Raw genomic sequence first — 20,123 nt, forward strand, 5'->3', positions numbered from 1 at the left:
AAGAATACCAGCTGCAAAGCAGGTGTGGATATCGTTTCGGCCCATCCGGGTCTTTGTTCCGATGGCTTCTACTCCGACAGCTCTAGTCGGGTGTTATGGGCGCTAACCCGGTTGCGGCCGCCCCGTTTCGCGGCATAGAGAGCCTCGTCCGCCCGCTGCAATAGCAGAGTTTCGTCTGTGATGGCCGGGGTTAGGCTGGCAAGACCGGCGCTAATGGTCACGCGGAGCTTTTGGCCCCCATAGTGGATGTCGCGCTCGGCGACGCGTTTTCGGATGCGTTCGGCAATACCGTAAGCGCACTCGGTGTCCGACTCCGGCAGAATAAGTGCGATTTCCTCCCCACCGTAACGGGCCGCAGTATCGGAGTCGCGACAGCAGTCCTGAATGGTGCGGGTAACTTCTCGCAGCACATGGTCCCCGGCTTGATGACCCCAGGTGTCGTTGAAGCGTTTGAAATGATCGACATCCAGCATGATGACCGATAGTGGCCTATTCTTACGCCGTGCGCGACGGAACTCGTTGCTTAATATCGCCCGGAAGTGATCGTGGTTATAGAGCCCCGTCAGGCCGTCGGTAGCCGCCTTGCGGGACAGCTCCAGCCGTCCGGCTGCCGATAAACCGATAATCTCCAGGACTTCGAAACCGTCTTCGGTGAAGGCGCCGGTCGCTCGGTTATTCTCCAGGTATAACACGCCCGTCAGCTCCGGTTCGTCGTTGGCTTCGGTTAGAATCGGCATGCATAGGATGGATTTGACGGAGTGGGCGGCGATGTAGCTGTCGTGATGTAACTGCGGTAGTTGCTGCTGTTTCTGGCTCGCATCGTGAATAACAATGCTCTGTCGAGTGCGGCGGACGTAGTTGATCACCGCCAGCGATAGGCGTTGGTTGTCCTCCGGGCGTTGCGATTGCAGTAGCTGCGGCTGTTCCCCGTCGATGTTCCATTCGGCTTCGACATACAAGTGGCCGTCGGGCTTCTTCAGCAGCAAATGGCCGGTTTGAGCGCCGGTAAACTCGACGGCCGCGCGCACGATGTGTTGAATCATGCGGCTATGTACTTCTTCGGCGGCGATGCTTTTCAACGCTTTCTTCAGCGTGCTGAGATCGATCCGAGAGGCTGCCAGGCCATCGGAAAGCGGGCCTTGCGGCGGCGGAGACGGTTGATTGCGATAACGCGCCGTTTGTTTCGACAAGTTTATGAGCTTAGCGTGGCAGCCCCAGCGACGATACCGCTCCGTGGCGGTATCCAGATGCAGGGCCGCGATTCGATGCTGCCCAAGGGTTTGGTAAAACTTTCCGGCCAGTTCGTTCGCCAATGCTTCTTCTTGAATGTATTCGTGCTGACAGGCCAGCTCCGCTGCTTCCTCATAGGCCTTCATGGCAGCAACGGTGCGTTCTTTAACCCGTAGCACTTCGGCATTGACGAGCAAATATTTGTGGCGGAAATTCATAGGCGCATGACGCGACCATTTGCGTAGTTTTGCCTGGTTCTGTCGTACGCGCCATAGAATGCGCCGCTGCCCGACGAAATCGGTATCCGGATATATCGCTAGCTGGATAAGCGAATCGTAAAAGCGAAAAATTGCCACGATCAGCATTGCACGGACGTTACTGAGACGGCGGCGGACTTCATCGGCGTGCTGTCGGGCTTGGCGATACTCCCCTAGCAGATAGGCCATTACCATTTTATGTACGCCGTAGTAGCACAGCAGCGTTACGTCCTTGTCTTCGGCGCGGGCGGATTGTAACGCTCGTTCGTCGAAGCTCTCGCCAATTAAGGTTAGGGCATCGCTGCCCTCCTTGTTGAGTTGATTGGCCAGAGCCTGGTGGCTTAAACGTAGGATATTGCGCCCTGTCCCTTGGTGTATGCTCTCGGTCGCTTTCAGATAATGACGAGCTTCCCGCTCGACTTCGGGCAGCGGCAAGCCGGCAAAGTAGGCATGGGTAATAAAAGCGGTTATCGAATAACTGGCATATTCGAAATCGCCATAGGAGAGTCCGCTACGGAAAGCTTGCTTAAGCGGTGCCAGCGTAGTGCGTAGATGGCGCTTCCACTGGGTCGTGAAGGCATTAAAGAGCACGACCGTGCGTGCTTCGAGATGGCGCGCGCCTGTTCGGTCGACTAAGTCCATCGCTAGCTGACCGAAGGAGTAACCGCGGTCGATATCGCCGATAATTCCGGCTAGCAGTAGCGAGTAGGTTGCATAGGCGAAGGTGTATTCGGCCGAGTTACCGTATTTTTGGGCATACCCGAGCACCTTGAAGATTAATAGCGGGTGCAGGTTTGGGTTAACGATATAGGCTGTCGAGCCCAGGCGTGCCAATACGCGCAGTACGGATCGGGCATGCGGGTCTGTGACCAGCGGCAGGTTAAGCAGGTCTTGGTACCGTTTGCCGGCGAATGCTGCCTGCGTTTTGAACAGCATTAGCAGAATGTGCCAGGTTCGAGGTTTTTTCGGGAAGCGAACCCCGAGTAGTTCAAGGACTTCCAGCCCGATATTCAGTGCTTTGCGCAATTCGTTTTTGGCCATGCAGGCCTGAATTCGGACCTCATGAATTTTTATTTGCTCCAGCAACGAATGAGCGTTGCCGAGTACCGCTTCGGTAAGCGTTTCGATCCGTTCGTAATCGCCGCATAAATAGGCCGCTTCGGCGGCCTGGATGGAGGCGTTAAGGGTCAGTTCGTAATGACGCTTCCAGGCTTGCTCTCCGAGCAGTTCGAGCGCGATGTTGAAGTAATGTAAGGCCGATTCGAAGGCGGAAGCGGATTTTGCGCGCTGGCCTGCGATGACGTTAAGTCGCGCTACCGTATCGCGCTCGGTTTGCGATTCGATGAGATGCGCCCCGGGGTTGAGCTGATGCAGCAGATCGAAAACGCATTCTTCTTGTTTTTCCGGCGGTGTGTGCGCAAATAGGGCTCGACCGATGGCGAGGTGTTGTGCCGGTTGCTGGGATTCGTCGACGAGTTCGTAGGCTGTTTGGCGTACCCGGTCATGAGCGAAACGCAGCTCGGGAACCGGGCCATCGTCGTGCGATTCCAGCCATGCCTCGATATCGCCCTGCGCGCTAAGCAGCCCCTCATCCAGCAGTTCGCTAAGCGGAGATATCATCTCGTGACGTTGTAAGTGGCTGATAAGCTGTAGGATATCCAGTTTGAATCGGTTGCCGATACATGCTGCTTCGCCTACGATTCGCTGTGTAGCGGGGTTGAGGCGCTTTAGCCGGGCACGCATGAGTTCGACAACGTTATCGGTAATGGCTGCCGCATGAATTTGCGACAGATCCCAGTGCCAAGAGGCGTATTCGTGAGAGAAGGTAATCAGGTTTTACTGTGTAAGTCGCGAAGTAGCTGACCGGCGAAGAACGGGTTGCCGTCCGTTTTCTGGTACACCAATTCCGCTAACGGAGCAACGGCGTTGGGGGGACTGTGTAGGGCGTCGGCGACGAAGGCGGTAATGGCCGATAGCGGCAAAGGGCCGAGTTCGACTTGCGTGGCTGGCAAATCGACAGATTTTAGCTGGTTGAGCAGCGTCGTTAGCGGGTGGTCCTGGTCGACAGCGTTGTGGCGGTAGGTGCCTACGATCATGAGATGGCCGAGATCGCTGTCTCGTAGCAGTCGTTCGACGACGCTAAGCGAGGCGCTATCGGCCCACTGCAAGTCGTCGAGATACAGCACTAAGGGGTGATCGGGGCGGCAGAAAATCCGGAAGAAATTGTGAAGGACATGTTGAAAAACATTACGGATCGCCTCGGGCGTTACTGCTGCCGCGGGTGGTTGCGGGCCTATGATATGTTCGATTTCCGGTGTGAGATCGATGATAACCTGACCGTTGCCGTTGGCGGCGCTGAGAATCGCTTCCCGCCATTGTTTAAGGCGCTTTTCCGGTTCGGTTAGCAAGTGTTTCGCCAGCTCTCGAAGTGCCGTTGCCAAGACACTATAGGGACGATTGCGTTCGTGGAGCTGTGCTTTGCCGGTAATGAACCAGCCGTGCCGTCCGGTAACGGCCTCCTGTAGACCGTGTACCAGCGCGCTTTTGCCAATGCCCGAATAACCGCTGACCAAAAGCAACTCTTTGTGCTGGTGGTCGACACGATCGAATGCTTTTAGGAGCAGTTTGAGCTCTTCTTCGCGGCCGTAAAGCGCTTGTGGGATGACAACCCGGTCGGGAATATCGAAGCGTTGCAGAGGGAGCGTCGGAATTTTTCCATCGGTTCGCCAATAGTGCAGACAGGCTTCGATATCGCGTTGCACGCCAAGTGCGCTTTGATACCGCTCCTCCGGGTTCTTGGCCAACAATTTCATAACGATAGCGCAGAGCGAAGGCGATAAATCGGGCGCTATACTGGCGAGGTGAGGGGGCTGGTGGGCGATATGGCAATGCGCGATTTCTAGCGGTTCGCGTTCGGCGAACGGATGAGCGCCGCCGAGTAGTTCGTAGAGCGTGATACCAAGCGAGTAAAGATCGCTTCGATAGTCCACGACTTGCTGCATGCGCCCGGTTTGTTCAGGCGATATGTAGCGTAGGTCGACGCTAGGCGATAAGCGATTAAAATCGGGCTCGTCGCTATTCAGGCGAGAAGCCTGACTAAAATCGATCAGTTTTATGCGACCGGTCGTCGAGTCGTATACGGCATGTTTTGGCTGAATGCCTTTATGAATAACCCGCGCGCTATGCAGTTCGCTGATGGCCGCCGCGAGTTCGGCACCGATTTGAAGGCGCTCTTCAAGATCGAGAGCGCCTTCCTTCATCAACGTATTTAACGAGTGCCCTGGGCAGCGTTCAAGTACGAGCACCGGCTTACCGTCGCTCAATTCCAAGCCGTAAGCCTGCACGGTGCTATTCAGATGTAGTTGTCGCAACAGCTCGAACTCGTGGCGATAGCGGCTTACTTGTTCAGTCGTTGGTGTCGTGCTGAGCGGCTGTTTCAGTACAACAGGGCGTCCATCGTATTCTCGCCTAGCCTGCTCGATAAGGTTGGCGGAACCTGTATGTATATGGCCGAATGCGGTGTACCCAGGAATCATAATTATTCTTCTCACATCCGGACTCTGTCCTTAGCCGGCGACTGGGAATGCACCTCAGATGCTGACGGCGTCGCATGTTCCCTGTGGCCTGTTAGTCCGGCTGACCGTTACCGTCGCTGGTTTTTTGCTGTGATGATCGGCCAACGTCGACGTGACGAAATTTCGTCCTTTATAGTTTTCCAATGGCGGGTCGTACGCTGGGAAAACGCCGGGTGATTCGCTTATGCCTATCGGATCGACACGCTAGGTGTCGAATCACATAAGTGAGCCCGCTTCCTCTCATAATTTCTAATTATCGTTTTACCTTACTATAGGAAAGAAATAAAAAGGAACTACCGACCGTTTGGTTTAGTAAGCGGCACTGGGCTATCTCAGGCGGTAGTGCTTCCGTCCTTCTATAATAGACCGTGAAACAGGAAGCTGTAGGTAAATGGCGTAATTGATCGCACGTGCTTGCTCTTTCCCTCCCTTGCCGGTGCCGGGCAGGGCGCTGCTAGCGGGCTATGCCGGCAAAGGAGGGCTTCGCTTACACGGCGAGTGAGGAAGCTGTTTCCGCGGGGGTACGGTGATGGGTGGTGCCGTACAGGCGGACCACCTCGCCGATAACGGTCAATGCAGGGCTGCTTAGCTCAGCGTCTACAACGCGGCATGCGATATCGTTGAGAGTGCCGACGACGATGCGCTGATCTTTGGTGGTGCCTTTCTCAATCACAGCGACCGGCCAATCCGGCGTCAAGCCGTGTCTTATCAGGCCATCGCAGAGTTGGCGCAGGCTGCCTAAGCCCATATAAACCACCACCGTTTGCCGGGCGCGCGTTAAGGCTTGCCAGTCAACGATGCCGGCCCCCTCCTGTCGGTGAGCGGTTACGAATAGGCAGGATTGCGCATAATCCCGATGCGTTAACGGAATACCGGCGTAAGCCGCACACCCGGTCGCCGCAGTAATGCCCGGCACGACCTCCACTTCAATGCCGGCTTCGGCCAACGTTTCGACTTCCTCGCCGCCGCGGCCGAACATGAAGGGGTCGCCTCCCTTCAAGCGGGCGACGCGCTTGCCCTGGCGAGCGTAATCGATCATGAGTGTTTCGATGTCCGTTTGCGGCACGCTATGTCGTCCGCAACGCTTGCCGACATAAACTTGCTGGGCGTCGGGGTGAATAAGGTCGAGAATCGCCTGACTAACCAAGCGATCGTACAGGACGATATCGGCCTCTCGCAGGCGACTCAGTGCCCCGAGGGTAAGCAGCTCGGGGTCTCCCGGGCCGGCCCCAATCAGATAGACGCGGCCCGGCGGCGTTGTGCCGCGTTGTAGCAGGCGCCACAGCAGGGCCGGTAAGGCGTCGCGACGTTTCATGCGGCACGCTCCCGTTTGTTCTCGGCAATGAGCCGTTCTATTTCCGGTAGGCAGCTACCGCAATTGCCACCGGCCTTCAATTGGCGAGTGATCTCTTTCGCGCTGTGGCAGCCTGCTCGAACTGCGGCGCAAATGGTATTTTCGCCGACGCCGAAGCAACTGCAAACGGTGCGCCCCTGGCTGCCCGTGCCGGCAGGCGGTGCGCCGCTTAATAGCGCCAGCCGTTCGTTGACGCTCAGGCTGTCGGCACTTAACAAGGTGGTTAACCACTCCCGCTCCGGCAGATTGGGCTCGGGGCCGATGAAAAGGCAGAACGCCAGCCGATTATCTTGAACGGCGGCTAGGCGAAATAGGCCGCGCCCGGGGTCTTTAAACTCCAGCCATTCGACCTCGGCGGGGGCTTGTGCTTGCGCCCAGCTGTGCCAGTCAACGCCTTCGCTGCACGCAAACTCCAGGCGCTGGCCGTTGACCACCGGCAGCTGCGTCCAATAATCGCCGATAGGCGACACCGTCTCCCTGCTAAGGCAGAAACCGTGCCATTGATAACGGCAAGACTGAACCTTAACCGGCGTATGCTTGAATTCCGGCTCGCCGGAGAGCGGATCGCGGGCCGGGTTGACCACCGCATCGATACACGCCTGAGCGCTAAAGCTATCGTTCCAGTGCATCGGCACGAACACGCAGCCCTCTTGTTGTTGCTCGTCCAGGCGAAGGCGCACCACGGCTTTGCCCCAAAGGCTTTCGATGCTGACCAAATCGCCCTCCAACAGGCCTAAACGATAGGCGTCGCTGGGGTGTATCTGTGCCAGCGGCTCGGGCATATGGGCACACAGGCGCGGCGCCTTACCGGTGCGTGTGAGGGTATGCCAATGATCCCGCACACGGCCGGTATTAAGGATTAGCGGATAGTCGGGGTTTGGGGCGTTTTGCGGCGCCTGATGGCTGACCGGCACTAACTGCGCCCGCCCCGACGGGGTGTGGAAGCCGCCTTCGCCGTAGAGGCGGGTTTGCCCGGTTCGGCTGCCGGCCGGGCGTGGCCACTGGAAAGGCGTCAAGGCCTCGTATTCTGCGGCGCTAATCTCGGCCAGAGCGCCGATATCGAAAGCCCGCCGGCCGCCGTTCTCAAAGCCCGACAGGCGTGCGTGTTCGCGGAAGATCTCGCAGGGCGCAACGTAATCGAAAGCTTCGGCAAAGCCAAGCCGTTTGGCGACCTCGCAAATGATCCACCAATCGGCGCGGGCTGCACCGGGGGCGGGAAGGAAACGGCGTTGCCGCGAGATGCGTCGCTCCGAGTTAGTAACCGTGCCGTCTTTCTCGCCCCAGGTAAGGGCCGGCAAGCGGACTGTGGCCAGGCGCGCGGTATCGGTTTCGCGCATACAGTCGGAAACCACCACCAACTCGCAGCCGGCCAAGGCGGCCCGGACCTTATCGGCATCCGGCAGGCTTACCGCCGGGTTGGTCGCCATAATCCATACCGCTTTGATCTCGCCGCGGCCGATGGCTTCGAACATATCAACCGCCTTCAGCCCCGGTTTGTCGGCTATATTCGGCGCATCCCAGAAGCGGCGCACACGGTCGATATCCTCCGGCGTGAAATCCATGTGCGCGGCGAGTTGGTTCGCCAGGCCGCCGACTTCGCGCCCGCCCATGGCATTGGGTTGGCCGGTGATGGAAAACGGGCCCATGCCGGGGCGGCCGATTCGGCCGGTGAGCAGGTGGCAGTTGACGATGGCGTTGACTTTGTCGGTGCCGACCGAGGACTGATTAATGCCTTGCGAGAACACCGTGACGGTTTTTTCGGTGGCGGCAAACCAGCGGAAAAATTGCAGCACATCTTGTTCCGGCAGCCCGCAGAGAAAGGCGGTTTCAGGTAGGCTGCCGGATTGTTCGGCCGCTTCCAGGGCGTCCGAGAAGCCGTTGCCGTGCTGTTCCAGAAAACGGTAATCGACTTTGCCGTAACGGCTTAAATGGGTCAGCAAGCCATTGAACAGCGCAATGTCGCTGCCCGGCCTTAGCGGTAGGTGGAGGTCGGCGATATCGCAGCTATCGGTGCGCCGGGGGTCGATCACGACCACCTTAAGGTTCGGGTTCTGCTCGCGCGCCGCGCGCAGCCGCTGAAACAATACCGGATGGCACCACGCAAGGTTGCTACCGGTGAGCACGACCAGATCGGCCAGCTCCAGGTCCTCGTAACATACCGGTACCGCGTCGGCACCGAAGGCGCGTTTGTGGCCGACTACTGCGGAGGCCATGCACAGGCGCGAATTAGTGTCGATATTCGGGCTGCCGATGAAGCCTTTCATTAGCTTATTGGCAACGTAGTAGTCTTCGGTGAGCAGCTGTCCGGAGCCATAAATGGCAACCGCATCCGGCCCGTACTCGTCGATGATGCGGCGGAAGCCGCTCGCCACGGTATCGAGCGCCTGATCCCAATCGCAGGCCTGGCCGTTTACTTCCGGCGTGAGCAGGCGACCTTCCAGGCCGAGGGTTTCTGCCAAGGCGGAGCCCTTTGAGCAGAGTCGGCCGAAGTTGGCAGGGTGCTCCGGATTACCGCGCACGCTTACTGTGCCGGCGGCGTCGCGGTCGACCAAGACGCCGCAGCCGACGCCGCAGTAGGGACACGTCGTAGCGGTGGTTTGTGTAGACATCGAATACCTCAATTCACAGCTTGCAGACCAGCGGCATCCAGCCGCTGCGCCGTGTGTTTTACGCCGCGCTGCCTAAATCCAGATACAGCACGTCGTCGTCGATTTGACCGGATAGCGCCGAACCTCGCCTTCGTCGGGGGCGAGCGCTTTGCCCTCGGCCAAGCTGATCTTCATTCCGTGCAGCGGGCAGGAAACGCAATCGCCGTGCACGATGCCTTGCGACAGCGGCCCACCTTTGTGAGGGCAGTGGTCTTCCAGCGCGAAGATCCGCCCGTCGACAGTCTTGAACACGGCGATCGCCGCATCTTGCGTCAGTACTACGCGGGCGCCTTGGGCCGGGATATCGTCAGGGCTACCGACGGCGACCCAGCGGGTGCGAAGCTCTGCTACGGGCGTGCTCATGATTTGACCTCCTGCAAGGGAACGAACTCGGCACGACGTTCGGGCCGGGCATATTCCGCCCAAGGATCCTTCTGGGCGTGTTTTTGCGACTCGAGAAAGCGTTGGTAAAGTGCGCGGCGGCCAATTTCGTCCTCGACCACACGGCTTTTGACGTAGGAAAGTCCCACCCGCTCGATCCAAGGCGCGGTACGCTCCAGGTAGCGCGCCTCTTCGCGGTAGAGCTGCATGAAGGCGGCGGCATGCTCCTTAACCTCGTCCATGGTCTTGACCCGGCAGAGCACATCGGTCGCGCGGACTTTTACGCCGCCGTTACCGCCGACGTGCAATTCCCAACCCGACTCGATGGCCACTACCCCGAAATCTTTGATCGTGGCTTCGGCGCAGTTGCGCGGGCAGCCGGAGACGGCCATTTTGAACTTATGCGGCGTCCACGAGCCCCAGGTCATCTTCTCCAACTCGATGCCGCACTGCGTAGAGTCCTGCGTGCCGAATCGGCACCACTCGCTGCCGACACAGGTCTTGACCGTGCGCAAGGACTTGCCGTAGGCATGGCCGGAGACGAAGCCGGCCTGTGAGAGTTCGCGCCAGACGCCCGGCAAGTCCTCTTTCTTGACGCCGAGCAGATCGATGCGCTGCCCGCCGGTGAGCTTGACCGTCGGCACGTTATATTTTTCCGCCACCTCGGCAATGGCTTTTAGCTCTTTCGGGTTGGTAACGCCGCCCCACATCCGCGGCACTACCGAATAGGTACCGTCTTTCTGGATGTTGGCGTGCATACGTTCGTTGACGAAGCGGGCTCGCGGGTCGTCGTCGGCCTCGTTCGGCCAGGTCGAGATGAGGTAATAGTTCAGCGCCGGTCGGCACTTATCGCAGCCGTCCGGCGTTTTCCACTCCAGAAAGTCATAAACCTGCTGTAAGGAGGTGAGCTTTTGCTTGCGAATGGCCTCTCGCACCTGATCGTGACTGAAGTCGGTGCACGGGCATATCGGTTTGATCTTGGGCTGAGAGTAATCGCCGCCGACGGTGTTCGCCAACAATTGCTCGACCAAGCCGACGCAGGAACCGCAGGAATTGCCCGCTTTGGTGTGCGCCTTCACATCGTCGACCGTGAACAGCCCCTTGGTGGTGATCGCATCGACGATGGTGCCCTTGCAGACCCCGTTACAGTCGCAGATCTGGGCCGAATCCGGCAGGTCGGCCACTTGATTGACGCCGCCATGGCCGGCGTCGCCCAGGTTGGCCTGACCAAAAAGCAAGGTGTCGCGGAAATCGATGACCGACGTGCCTTCCCGCATCAGCTGGAAGTACCAGGAACCGTCGCCGGTGGCACCGTAGAGTACGCAGCCTTGGACCCGGTTGTCTTTGATAACGATTCTTTTGTAAATGCCTGCGCCCGGATCGTGGAAAACGACTTCTTCGCAATCCTCTCCGCCATGAAAATCGCCGGCTGAGAACAGGTCGATGCCGGTGACTTTGAGCTTGGTCGAGGTCACCGAGCCCTGGTAGAGCCCGAAACCTAGCCCCGCTAGATGGTTGGCACAGACCTTCGCTTGTTCGAACAAGGGCGCGACCAGGCCGTAGCACTGGTTACGGTGCTGCACGCACTCGCCGACGGCGTAGATTTTGGGATCGAACGTCTGTAACGTGTCGGACACCACCACGCCGCGCTCGCAGTAAATTCCCGCCCGAGCCGCCAAGTCGATATTGGGCCGGATACCGACCGCCATGACGATCAAATCCGCCTCTTCTTCCGTACCGTCGGAGAAACGAATCCCTTGGACGTGCTCCTCGCCCAGGATGGCGGTTGTTTGTTTCTCCATCAAAACCGCATGCCGCGCTCTTCCAGCGACTGTTGCAGCATCTGCCCTGCGGTTTTATCCAGCTGCCGTTCCAGCAGAGTGTCCATCAGATGAACTACCGACACATCCATGCCTTGCTTCATCAGGCCGTAGGCCGCTTCCAGCCCTAACAGGCCGCCGCCGATCACGACGGCCTTTTTGTGCTGTTTCGACGCTTCCAGCATTCGGTTGACGTCGTGGATGTCTCGATAACTTAAGACGCCGGGCAAATCCTTGCCCGGCACCGGGATGATAAAAGGATCGGAACCGGTGGCAAGCAGCAGGCGATCATACTTGGCGTTGGTGCCGTCGGCGGCGATCACGCGCCGGCCGACGCGGTCGATTTCCACGATCTGCTTACCGGCGTGGAGCGTGATGCCGTGCTCGGCATACCACTCGATGGGGTTGAGCATAATATCGTCGACCGTTTTCTCGCCGGCCAGCAGCGGAGATAGCATGATGCGGTTGTAGTTGCCGTAGGGTTCGGCACCGAAAATCGTGATCTCGTACTTTTCCGGTGCGATGTCCAACAGCTCTTCGATGACCTTCATCCCAGCCATCCCGTTGCCGACCATTACGAGTTTTTCTTTCATGGTTCCGGTCCTCTTTACTAATCCACGCCGCTTACGCGGGGGCTGCTTCGCGTTCGGCCAAGGCGGCTTTAAAGGCTTCGTCTTCGGCGGCCTGCGTCTCGGCCGAGAAGCGCACGGCGAAAGCGGCAAAAGCGCACACCACCACCGCTAGCCCCAGATATAACAAGGCCGTTTGGTACGTCATGCCTTCGGTACGGAACAAAAAGCCGGCCGCAACGGCGCCTGCGTTACCGCCCGCGCCGACAATGCCCGCTACCGCGCCGAGCGCCTTCTTGTTCATGAACGGCACCAGGCCGAACGTTGCGCCTTCCGCCATTTGCGTGAACAGGCTGAAGGTAATCAGAGCGACGATGGCAAGCGATAGCACCGTCATTTGCGAGAACACGATCAGGAAAATGCCTTCCAGCAGCAGCGCGAAGAACAGGAAGCGCACTCGCCCTTTCAGTCCGTGCCAGCGGGCGAACAAGTCCGAGAAGTAACCGCCCAGGGTGCGGGCGAATAGGTTCATTAGACCGAACAGCCCCGCGATGATGCCGGCGGTTTTCAGGTCGAGTTCGAAGTGATCGAAGAAATACAGGGCGGCGATGTTGTTGATCGTCAGCTCCACCCCGAAGCAGGCGGCATAGACAATGAACAAAGCCCAGACGCGAACGTCCTTAGCCGCCAGCAGGAAACTGCCGCGCATGCCTCGCTCTTTAACCGCCGGCGGCAGCTCGCCGCGCTCGCGCAAGTCCTTAAAATTGCCGTCCGGGCAGTCCTGCGTCAGGAAGTAATAGGCGATGCCGGTGAAGAACAGCACCACACCCGGCACGACCATGGCGAGCCGCCAGCCGAGAAATTCGTTGACGCCCAGCATCAGGATGGCACTGAAGATCAACGGCATCAGAATCTGCGTCGTACCACCGCCGAGATTACCCCAGCCCGCCGTGGTGGCGTTGGCGGTGCCCACGACATTGGGAGCGAACATTACCGTCGTGTGATATTGGGTGATAACGAATGAAGCGCCGATGGCGCCGATGGCCAAACGAGCTAATAAGAAGGTTTCGAAGCTATTGGCAAAGGCGATGCCCATGACGGGGATCGAGCCAAGGACCAACAAGCCGCTATAGGCAAGCCGCGGACCGATTTTGTCGCACAGCACGCCGATCAACAGGCGCACGACGATGGTGATCGCTACCGAGGCAATGATGGTGCTGCCAATTTGGGATTGCGTAAGGCTTAAGTCTTCTCGCACCACCGCCATTAGCGGGGCGATACCGAACCAGCCGAAAAAGCACACGTGAAATGCGAGCCAGCTCAGATGAAACGCCCGCATTTGCGGTGTATTGAAGCTAAACAGACGTATTCTGGTGGCTTTGTTGCGCAGTTCCATGCCAAACCCTCTCTACGCGAGATCGATATGAACCTTCCCCTTCGAAGGTATTCAATCGACGCACTCGTACCGAAGGACGGCCTGGTCCACGTCTGACGTAGTTATCTATTCAACAGCTATGCCAAGAAGAGGGTATGTCAATGAAAACAATTGGATAGCTTGTGTCTGGGTGCATGTGCACAATTTTGGACGGGCCGTTTGGCCCTAATCCGGTGCATGCCTGCACTGCTGCGGTGCGTCATCGCGCGCGCGCGCGCGCGCCGCGCGCGATGACGCGCTTAAGCTCGCTGGCTAGCGGGAATCGCGTATCCATGACGTTATGGGCACGGTTGTTGCTTAGCGGTTCGTGTTCCTTTGCACCGGGCCTTGCTTTGAGCCGTCGGCACAACCTGCGCCACACTTTCCTACCGCTTAATGGCAATAAGGAAATGGTTCGAAGGGACATCAAAGGGAGGTTAGCGATGGCAGTTCGTGTACTGATTGTTGATACACGACCACAACGTTCGCGCAAGTTAGAGCAGTCACTGCGCGAAGCCGGTTTTGAAGTCGTAGCGGTTATCGACGGCGAGGATGCTTTGCATGACAAGGTATGCGAGCTGGCGCCCGATGCCGTGGTGGTCGATACCGACTCGCCGGGCCGGGATACCTTAGAACACTTGGCAAGCCTCGGGCAGCGTTACCCGAAGCCGATGATCATGCTTTCCGAAAGCGTGGACCCCGAACTCACCCTGGATGCCGCTCGTGCGGGAGTAACCGCCTATGCGGTAGAAACGTTATCGGCGCCGGTCGTTCGCTCCTTGGTCGATGTCGCCATTGCGCACTTCCGCTCGCACGCGCTGTTGCGCACCGAATTAGTCAAGGTGCAGCGCTCCTTGGAGAGCCGCAAGCTTATAGATCGCGCTAAATGTCGATTGATGGAGCGCTATGGCATAGGCGAGGAGGCCGCTTATCAACGGCTGCGCAAACTGGCGATGGACCGTCGTCTTAATCTTAATGACCTGGCCCGGGAGATTCTCTCGACAGGGGCCGTCGACTAAGGGAGTTATACGTGATGTCCCATGCATTGGAGAAAACCGCGCTTCGCGTCGGTTTCATATCGCTGACCGACTGTGCCCCGTTAGCGGTTGCCAAGGAACAGGGCTTTTTTGCTGCCGAGGGTTTGGATGTCACCCTGTGCCGGGAAACCTCTTGGGCCAATATCCGCGATAAGGTCATGCTCGGTGCATTGGATGCCGCCCAGATGCCGGCGCCGATGCCGCTGGCGGCCACATTGGGTGTGGCCGGGCCGCGGGTGCCGATGATTACCCCTTGCGTCCTAAACCTGGGCGGCAACGCGATTACGGTGTCGCACGACTTGTTCCGCCAGATGCTGGCTCTGGCGCCGGAAGCTTTGCGCGAGCCGCCCTACACCGCGGATGCTTTACGCGCCGTGATCGAAGCACGGCGTATTTTGGATAAGCCGCCGTTAGTCTTCGCGACGGTCTTCCCGACCTCGACTCACTACTATCAACTTTGTTACTGGTTATCGGCGGCGGGCATCGACCCGCTACGCGATCTCACCCTAAAGGTGATTTCTCCCCCCCATATGGTGCGGGCGCTGGAAATGGACGAGATTGCCGGGTTCTGCGTCGGCGAGCCCTGGAACGGCCTGGCGGTTGATTTGGGGCTGGGCGTCAGTCTGATCAGTAGTTACGAGATCTGGAACAACGCTATGGAAAAGGTCTTGGCGATGACCGAGGCCTGGCACCTTCGCCACCCGCAGACAACGCTCGCCCTTACCCGTGCCGTTGTCCGGGCCTGTCGTTGGCTGGAAAAGCCGCGCCACCGAGAGCTGGCCGCCATTCTGTTGAGTCGGGCGGATTATGTCGATGTGCCGCAACAGGTATTGGAGCCGGCCTTAATGGGGGTTCGGCCGCACCGACCGGGCGAGCACGGCATCCCGCAGCCGGAGTTTCTCGTTTTCGGTCGCTCGGCCGCCAACTTCCCATGGCGCTCCCAGGGGTTATGGTACGGCGAGCAGATGCGGATACGCGGCCAGTTGCCGCCGAACGTTGACGTATCGGCCGTCGTCGAACGTAGCTATCGGCCCGATGTGTTCCGCGAGGCGGTCGCCGAGATCGATATGCCCGTGCCGACTATCGACTACAAAGCCGAGGGGGTTCAGCACCACGCCTGGACTCTGCAAGAGGCGACCGCCCCCATCGCGATGGGCCCCAACGCCTTCTTTACCGGCGAGCGATTTGACCCGGTGCGGGAGGCCGTACATCAGCAGCCGGCTGGACGAGTTCACTAAGCGTTGCGACGGCTTTAGGCCGTCGCAATCACCGTGCACACGGCTTGGCACCGCTTCGCACCGCCCATTTCATCGCTGCAAGAGTGAGCCATGCTATGACATCGAACGCAAAAGTTGCGCATAGCGCGCTCGATTACCTGATCATTTCCAAGCAATGCGAGATCGAGAGCCTCAAACACCTGCTCAGCATGGGACGCTTGGTCGTCGCCATCAGTAACCTGGTGCATGCGCTACAGCGGGAGCGAGGGGCGTCGAATATGTTTCTCGGTTCCGGCGGTACGCGCTACGGCAACGCTGTGGTCGAGTACGTAGCCGGCTCCCGCCAGATGGAGCAAGGTCTGCGGGATTGTTTGCAAGGACTCGATACCGATGCATCTTGTTTTTATGCCGGTAGCCGTTTGTTTAGCCGGATTGCGTATGTAGTGCATGGGTTTGACGAACTGGAAAGCGTGCGTGGCCGCGTGCGCGAGCTACAAATCACCCCAGATGTCGTTATTGCCGGCTATAGTGCGCTAATAAAGGGCTTGTTGAACGTGGTGTTCGAGGCTGCGGATGCCGCTGCCGACCCCGATGTATCGCGTAGCTTGGTCGCGTTATTCAACTTTATGCAGGGTAAAGAACTGGCCGGGCAGGAGCGGGCCTTAGGGGCGGCTTCGTTTGCGATGACGGGTTTCACCGCCGAGTCGCGTCGGCAACTGTTACGGCTGATAGAAAGTCAGGAGCGTTGCTTCCAAAGCTTCGCCGAGTTTGCCGAACCGGAGGTGGTCGCGGTATGGGATGCGGTAGTGCGCGGTCCGCATACCGCAGAGGTCGAACGTTTGCGGCGCATCGCCTGCACCTCCGATGCGAGCGAGGATTTTGCGCAGAGCGATGCCTGGTTTACCCGCACAACCCGCCGCATCGATGCCATGAAAGAGGTCGAAAACCGCCTGCAATCCGTCTTGAGTGCCTTGTGCGAGCAAAAAATAGCGGATGCAAACGCCGATTTAGCCAACCATCGAGATCATGTTGCCGCCCTGGCCGACATGGCGCTGGAAGAGCCTGCCTTTGCCGTGTTCTTTCGCGAGTGTGGCGGCGACACGGCGGTCGACTCCGGGGCATACAGTTCCGGCGGTGTTGGGCCGCAGCTCGGTCGGTCAATCATCGACTTGGTGCAGTCGCAATCGCAGCGGCTACAGCGCATGCACGAAGAGTTGGATGCTGCCCGCCAAGCCCTGCGGGAGCGGAAAACGATCGAGAAGGCCAAAGGCTTAGTCATGGAATATCACCGGTTGAGCGAGGAAGAAGCCTATAAATTCCTCCGTCGGCTCGCCATGAGCCAAGGCCGTAAACTAGCCGAGGTGGCCGCTGCGACCGTCGCCATGCGCGACATACTGCATAAGGCTTAACCTTGAGCCACTGCGCAGGCGCCGGCTTAGTGCCGCGCCCTGCTTACCTTAGGCGCTCTGCGCCGAGTGCAGTGGCTGGGCATCCTTCTCTTCGCGCTTTTGCTGTAGAGTCTCCACCTTGCGTTGTTTCTCATGCAAGAAGCTGAGTACCGCCTGACGGTATTTGTTGTACCGCACGTCTTCCGCCAAGGCGATGCGGTCGCGCGGGCGCGGTAAATCGATGCTCAACACTTCGCCGACGGTCGCGGCCGGGCCGTTCGTCATCATCACGATTTTGTCGGATAACAGCACAGCTTCGTCGACATCGTGCGTGATCATGATGACGGTGTTTTGCAGCTCCGCTTGAATGCGCATGACTTCGTCTTGTAGATGTGCTCGGGTGAGCGCATCCAGCGCGCCGAACGGTTCATCGAGTAGCAATACCTTCGGCTGCATGGCCAGGGCGCGAGCAATTCCCACCCGCTGTTTCATGCCGCCGGAGATTTCCGCCGGACGTTTGTTCAAGGCATGGCTCATATTGACCATGTCCAGGTTTTTCAGCACCCATTCGCGCCGTTCCGCCGCCGTTTTACTGCCCTTAAAGGTTTTATCGACAGCGATGGCCACGTTTTCGTACACCGTGAGCCACGGTAGTAGCGAATGGTTCTGAAACACCAGACTGCGATCCGGCCCGGGAGCGTTAACCTCCTTGCCGTCGAGAATCACGCCGCCGGAGGTGGCCGGGATGAGCCCGGCGACGATATTCAAGACGGTGGATTTACCGCAGCCGGAGTGGCCGATAATCGACACGTACTCGCCGCGATCGATGGTTAAATCGATTTGCTTTAGGACTTCCGTGGTGTTGCCGCCGGTGTGGAACGTCTTGTTAACGTCCTCGATGGTCAGGTAATGCTTGCTCATAATCGTTTCTCCTGCGCGGTTGCGTGCAGGGGCTGCGCCCCTGCGGTGCGAATCAGGCGGTCGTGGTGCCGCGAGTAACCCACTTGCCCAGGGCGGCGACGATGCGATCGAGAATGAAGCCGACGATACCGACGTAGATCAGTGCCAGCACGATGTCGCTGATCATCGAGGCGTTCCAGGCATCCCAGATGAAGAACCCGATACCAACACCGCCAATCAGCATCTCGGCGGCAACGATGGCGAGCCAGGACAAGCCGACGCCGATGCGCAGGCCGGAGAAGATATAAGGCGCGGCGGCCGGCAGCGTGATTTTGACGAAATGCTCGACGCCGTTGAGCCGCAGCACGCGAGAGACATTGCGATAATCTTCCGGGATATTGCGTACGCCGACGGCGGTGTTGATGATGATCGGCCAGATCGCCGTAATGAAAATCACGAAGATGGCCGACGGGTAGCTATCCTGAAACGCCGCCAGCGACAGCGGCAGCCAGGCCAGCGGCGGTACGGTGCGCAGCACCTGAAAATCGGATCGAGCCCGCGCATGGCCCAGGTCGACTGCCCGACCAGCACCCCGAGGCCGATACCGGCCACCACAGCCAACAAATACCCGTAGGCGACACGCTCGAGACTGGCCAGAATCTGCCAACCCATGCCGACGTCGTTGCCGCCGTAATCGTAGAAGGGGTTGACGATCAGCTCCCAGGTATCGGCAACGACTTTTGACGGCGCCGGCAAAGTTGCTCCCGGCACCGAGCATAAGGCCTCCCAGACCGCCAGCAGCACCGCCAGGACGATCGCCGGTGGCAATACATGACTCATACCGTATTTGCCGATCCTCTCCGCGGTCGCCTGAACCGCGGTGCGGGACGGCAAGCTTAGCTTGAGCGGCACGCTGGCCGCTTGGTTAACCGATGTACTCATGGCGGTATACCCTCCAGTGAGAGGAAATTTAAATGCGTTTAATGGTCAAGCTGTCGAGATAGGCCTGCGGGTTCTCCGGATCGAAGACTTTGCCGTCGAAGAAGGTTTCCACGCCGCGGGATGTGCCGTCCGGAATATCCGCCGCGGCAACGCCCAGGGCCGCAGCCGCGTCCCGCCAGAGGTCCTCGCGATTGACCTGCTCGACCAAGGCGGTGCTGTCGAAGTTGGCCGGCAAGTACCCCCAGCGGATGTTCTCGGTGAGAAACCACAAGTCGTGGCTCTTGAACGGGTAGGAGGCGTGGTCGTTCCAGTACCGCATCTGGTCCGGGTGGTTTTCCACCACGCGGCCGTTGCCGTAATCGAAGTTGCCCTGCATGCGATCGATGATGTCGTCGAAGGGCGCGTGAATCCAACGCCGCCGCGAGCAGATACGGGCCACCTCTTCTTTATTGGCCGGGTCTTCGCAGTACATCTGCGCCTCCATCACCGCCATCAGCAGTGCGCGGGTGGCGTTGGGGTTGGCGTCGACATAATCGGCCCGCATCGCAAAAGCTTTTTCCGGATGGTTGTGCCAGATCTCGCCGGTGGTGTTAGCGGTATAACCAATGCCCTGATTGACCAACTGCTGGTTCCACGGCTCGCAGACGCAGAAGGTGTCCATGCTGCCCACCCGCATGTTGGCGACCATTTGCGCCGGCGGGACGACAATGGTGGAAATGTTACGGTCCGGGTCGATGCCGCCGGCGGCGAGCCAGTAGCGGATCCACATATCGTGGGTGCCGCCGGGGAAGGTCATCGCAGCGCGCACCTCGTCGCCGCCCGCCCGTTTCTCGGCCAGTGCTTTACCGAATTCCGTCGTGTCGAGTCCGACCTTAAGATCGTTGTACTCGCGGCCTACCGAAATGCACTGCCCAGCCAGGTTAAGCCGCGCCAGGATGTACATCGGTAGCGGTACATTGTTGGGCGTCATGGCGCCGGAAGCGATGAGGTAAGGCATAGGCGTGAGAATGTGCGCGCCATCGATGCCGTTGCGGCGCGAGCCAAGAACGAGATTATCCCGCGTGGTGCCCCAAGAAGACTGCTTCAGCACCTCGACATCGGTCATACCGTGCTTGGCGAAAAAGCCCTTCTCCAAGGCGACGAATAGCGGTGCGGCATCGGTAAGCGCGATAAAGCCTAGTTTGGCCGAACGGGTTTCGAGATTGCCGCCGCCGGAGGCGAGCGCTTGCCCGGGGAGTGCCAGGCCGCCCCAGAGCGCGGCGCCGCCGGCGGCAGCCATACCTTTGAGAAAGCTGCGACGGTTAATCCCATTCTTGTTAGTCATTGGAAAACTCCTGTGCCTCAAACGAAAAAGCGCCCACTCCTCGTCGACGCGCTGTGCGCGGACGATG

Annotated in this window: 11 protein-coding genes and 2 pseudogenes; 3 read left to right on the plus strand and 10 right to left on the minus strand. The window is 59.0% G+C overall.

Translation table 11 applies throughout. The features are described from left to right. Positions 1 to 68: 68 nt before the first annotated feature. The 7 genes and pseudogenes from CAI21_RS04510 to CAI21_RS04540 form a co-directional block, all read right to left on the minus strand. A complete protein-coding gene (locus tag CAI21_RS04510) occupies positions 69 to 3,230 on the minus strand; it encodes a diguanylate cyclase (protein ID WP_116301205.1) in 3,162 nt (1,053 codons plus the stop codon). A gap of 86 nt (positions 3,231 to 3,316) precedes the next feature. Continuing rightward, positions 3,317 to 5,038 (minus strand): ATP-binding protein, encoded by a 1,722-nt coding sequence (locus tag CAI21_RS04515; RefSeq protein WP_147305494.1) that lies wholly within the window; start codon positions 5,036 to 5,038, stop codon positions 3,317 to 3,319. Between the two features lie 511 nt (positions 5,039 to 5,549). Next, the gene (cobA, locus tag CAI21_RS04520) at positions 5,550 to 6,377 is read right to left on the minus strand and encodes a uroporphyrinogen-III C-methyltransferase (RefSeq protein ID WP_116301207.1); all 828 of its coding nucleotides are present in this window, start codon (positions 6,375 to 6,377) and stop codon (positions 5,550 to 5,552) included. Continuing rightward, positions 6,374 to 9,025 carry a nitrate reductase gene (locus CAI21_RS04525; protein ID WP_116301208.1) on the minus strand — a complete coding sequence of 884 codons (2,652 nt, stop codon included), beginning with the start codon at positions 9,023 to 9,025 and terminating at the stop codon, positions 6,374 to 6,376. Before CAI21_RS04525 ends, cobA begins: the two co-directional genes overlap by 4 nt. Positions 9,026 to 9,097: 72 nt before the next feature. Next, a complete protein-coding gene (nirD, locus tag CAI21_RS04530; RefSeq protein ID WP_116301209.1) occupies positions 9,098 to 9,427 on the minus strand; it encodes a nitrite reductase small subunit NirD in 330 nt (109 codons plus the stop codon). Further along, positions 9,424 to 11,858 (minus strand): annotated as a pseudogene (gene nirB / locus CAI21_RS04535) (nitrite reductase large subunit NirB). Before nirB ends, nirD begins: the two are co-directional and overlap by 4 nt. Before the next feature lie 31 nt (positions 11,859 to 11,889). Then, a complete protein-coding gene (locus CAI21_RS04540; protein ID WP_116301210.1) occupies positions 11,890 to 13,230 on the minus strand; it encodes an MFS transporter in 1,341 nt (446 codons plus the stop codon). Between the two features lie 461 nt (positions 13,231 to 13,691). Here CAI21_RS04540 and CAI21_RS04545 point away from each other — a divergent pair, with 461 nt between their 5' ends. The 3 genes from CAI21_RS04545 (at position 13,692) to CAI21_RS04555 (ending at position 16,911) form a co-directional block, all read left to right on the plus strand. Next, on the plus strand, positions 13,692 to 14,267 hold the full coding sequence (locus tag CAI21_RS04545) for an ANTAR domain-containing response regulator (RefSeq protein WP_116301270.1): 576 nt from the start codon (positions 13,692 to 13,694) through the stop codon (positions 14,265 to 14,267). Positions 14,268 to 14,281: 14 nt separating this feature from the next. After that, complete coding sequence (locus CAI21_RS04550; RefSeq protein ID WP_116301211.1) at positions 14,282 to 15,523, plus strand: CmpA/NrtA family ABC transporter substrate-binding protein; 1,242 nt, start codon at positions 14,282 to 14,284, stop codon at positions 15,521 to 15,523. 95 nt (positions 15,524 to 15,618) lie between these two features. Further along, the gene (locus CAI21_RS04555) at positions 15,619 to 16,911 is read left to right on the plus strand and encodes a nitrate regulatory protein (protein WP_116301212.1); all 1,293 of its coding nucleotides are present in this window, start codon (positions 15,619 to 15,621) and stop codon (positions 16,909 to 16,911) included. Positions 16,912 to 16,959: 48 nt separating this feature from the next. Here the strand turns inward: CAI21_RS04555 and CAI21_RS04560 are convergent, their stop codons facing one another. From CAI21_RS04560 to CAI21_RS04570, 3 genes and pseudogenes are all read right to left on the minus strand, one after another. After that, positions 16,960 to 17,811 (minus strand): ABC transporter ATP-binding protein, encoded by an 852-nt coding sequence (locus tag CAI21_RS04560; protein WP_116301213.1) that lies wholly within the window; start codon positions 17,809 to 17,811, stop codon positions 16,960 to 16,962. 52 nt (positions 17,812 to 17,863) lie between these two features. After that, positions 17,864 to 18,621 (minus strand): annotated as a pseudogene (gene ntrB, locus CAI21_RS04565) (nitrate ABC transporter permease); the annotation flags it as partial. A 139-nt stretch (positions 18,622 to 18,760) separates the two neighbouring features. Further along, on the minus strand, positions 18,761 to 20,056 hold the full coding sequence (locus CAI21_RS04570) for a CmpA/NrtA family ABC transporter substrate-binding protein (protein ID WP_116301214.1): 1,296 nt from the start codon (positions 20,054 to 20,056) through the stop codon (positions 18,761 to 18,763). Between the last annotated feature and the right edge of the window lie 67 nt (positions 20,057 to 20,123).

This window comes from Alkalilimnicola ehrlichii (assembly GCF_003399765.1).
Taxonomy (GTDB): Bacteria; Pseudomonadota; Gammaproteobacteria; order Nitrococcales; family AK92; genus AK92.

What these genes read in the sequence shown, in the direction of transcription:
- cobA (WP_116301207.1), bottom strand. Translation starts at nt 6,377, where the DNA reads ATGAAACGTCGCGACGCCTTACCGGCCCTGCTGTGGCGCCTGCTACAA.
- CAI21_RS04555 (WP_116301212.1), top strand. Translation starts at nt 15,619, where the DNA reads ATGACATCGAACGCAAAAGTTGCGCATAGCGCGCTCGATTACCTGATC.
- CAI21_RS04550 (WP_116301211.1), top strand. Translation starts at nt 14,282, where the DNA reads ATGTCCCATGCATTGGAGAAAACCGCGCTTCGCGTCGGTTTCATATCG.
- CAI21_RS04540 (WP_116301210.1), bottom strand. Translation starts at nt 13,230, where the DNA reads ATGGAACTGCGCAACAAAGCCACCAGAATACGTCTGTTTAGCTTCAAT.
- CAI21_RS04545 (WP_116301270.1), top strand. Translation starts at nt 13,692, where the DNA reads ATGGCAGTTCGTGTACTGATTGTTGATACACGACCACAACGTTCGCGC.
- CAI21_RS04570 (WP_116301214.1), bottom strand. Translation starts at nt 20,056, where the DNA reads ATGACTAACAAGAATGGGATTAACCGTCGCAGCTTTCTCAAAGGTATG.
- CAI21_RS04525 (WP_116301208.1), bottom strand. Translation starts at nt 9,025, where the DNA reads ATGTCTACACAAACCACCGCTACGACGTGTCCCTACTGCGGCGTCGGC.
- CAI21_RS04510 (WP_116301205.1), bottom strand. Translation starts at nt 3,230, where the DNA reads ATGCGTGCCCGGCTAAAGCGCCTCAACCCCGCTACACAGCGAATCGTA.
- nirD (WP_116301209.1), bottom strand. Translation starts at nt 9,427, where the DNA reads ATGAGCACGCCCGTAGCAGAGCTTCGCACCCGCTGGGTCGCCGTCGGT.
- CAI21_RS04560 (WP_116301213.1), bottom strand. Translation starts at nt 17,811, where the DNA reads ATGAGCAAGCATTACCTGACCATCGAGGACGTTAACAAGACGTTCCAC.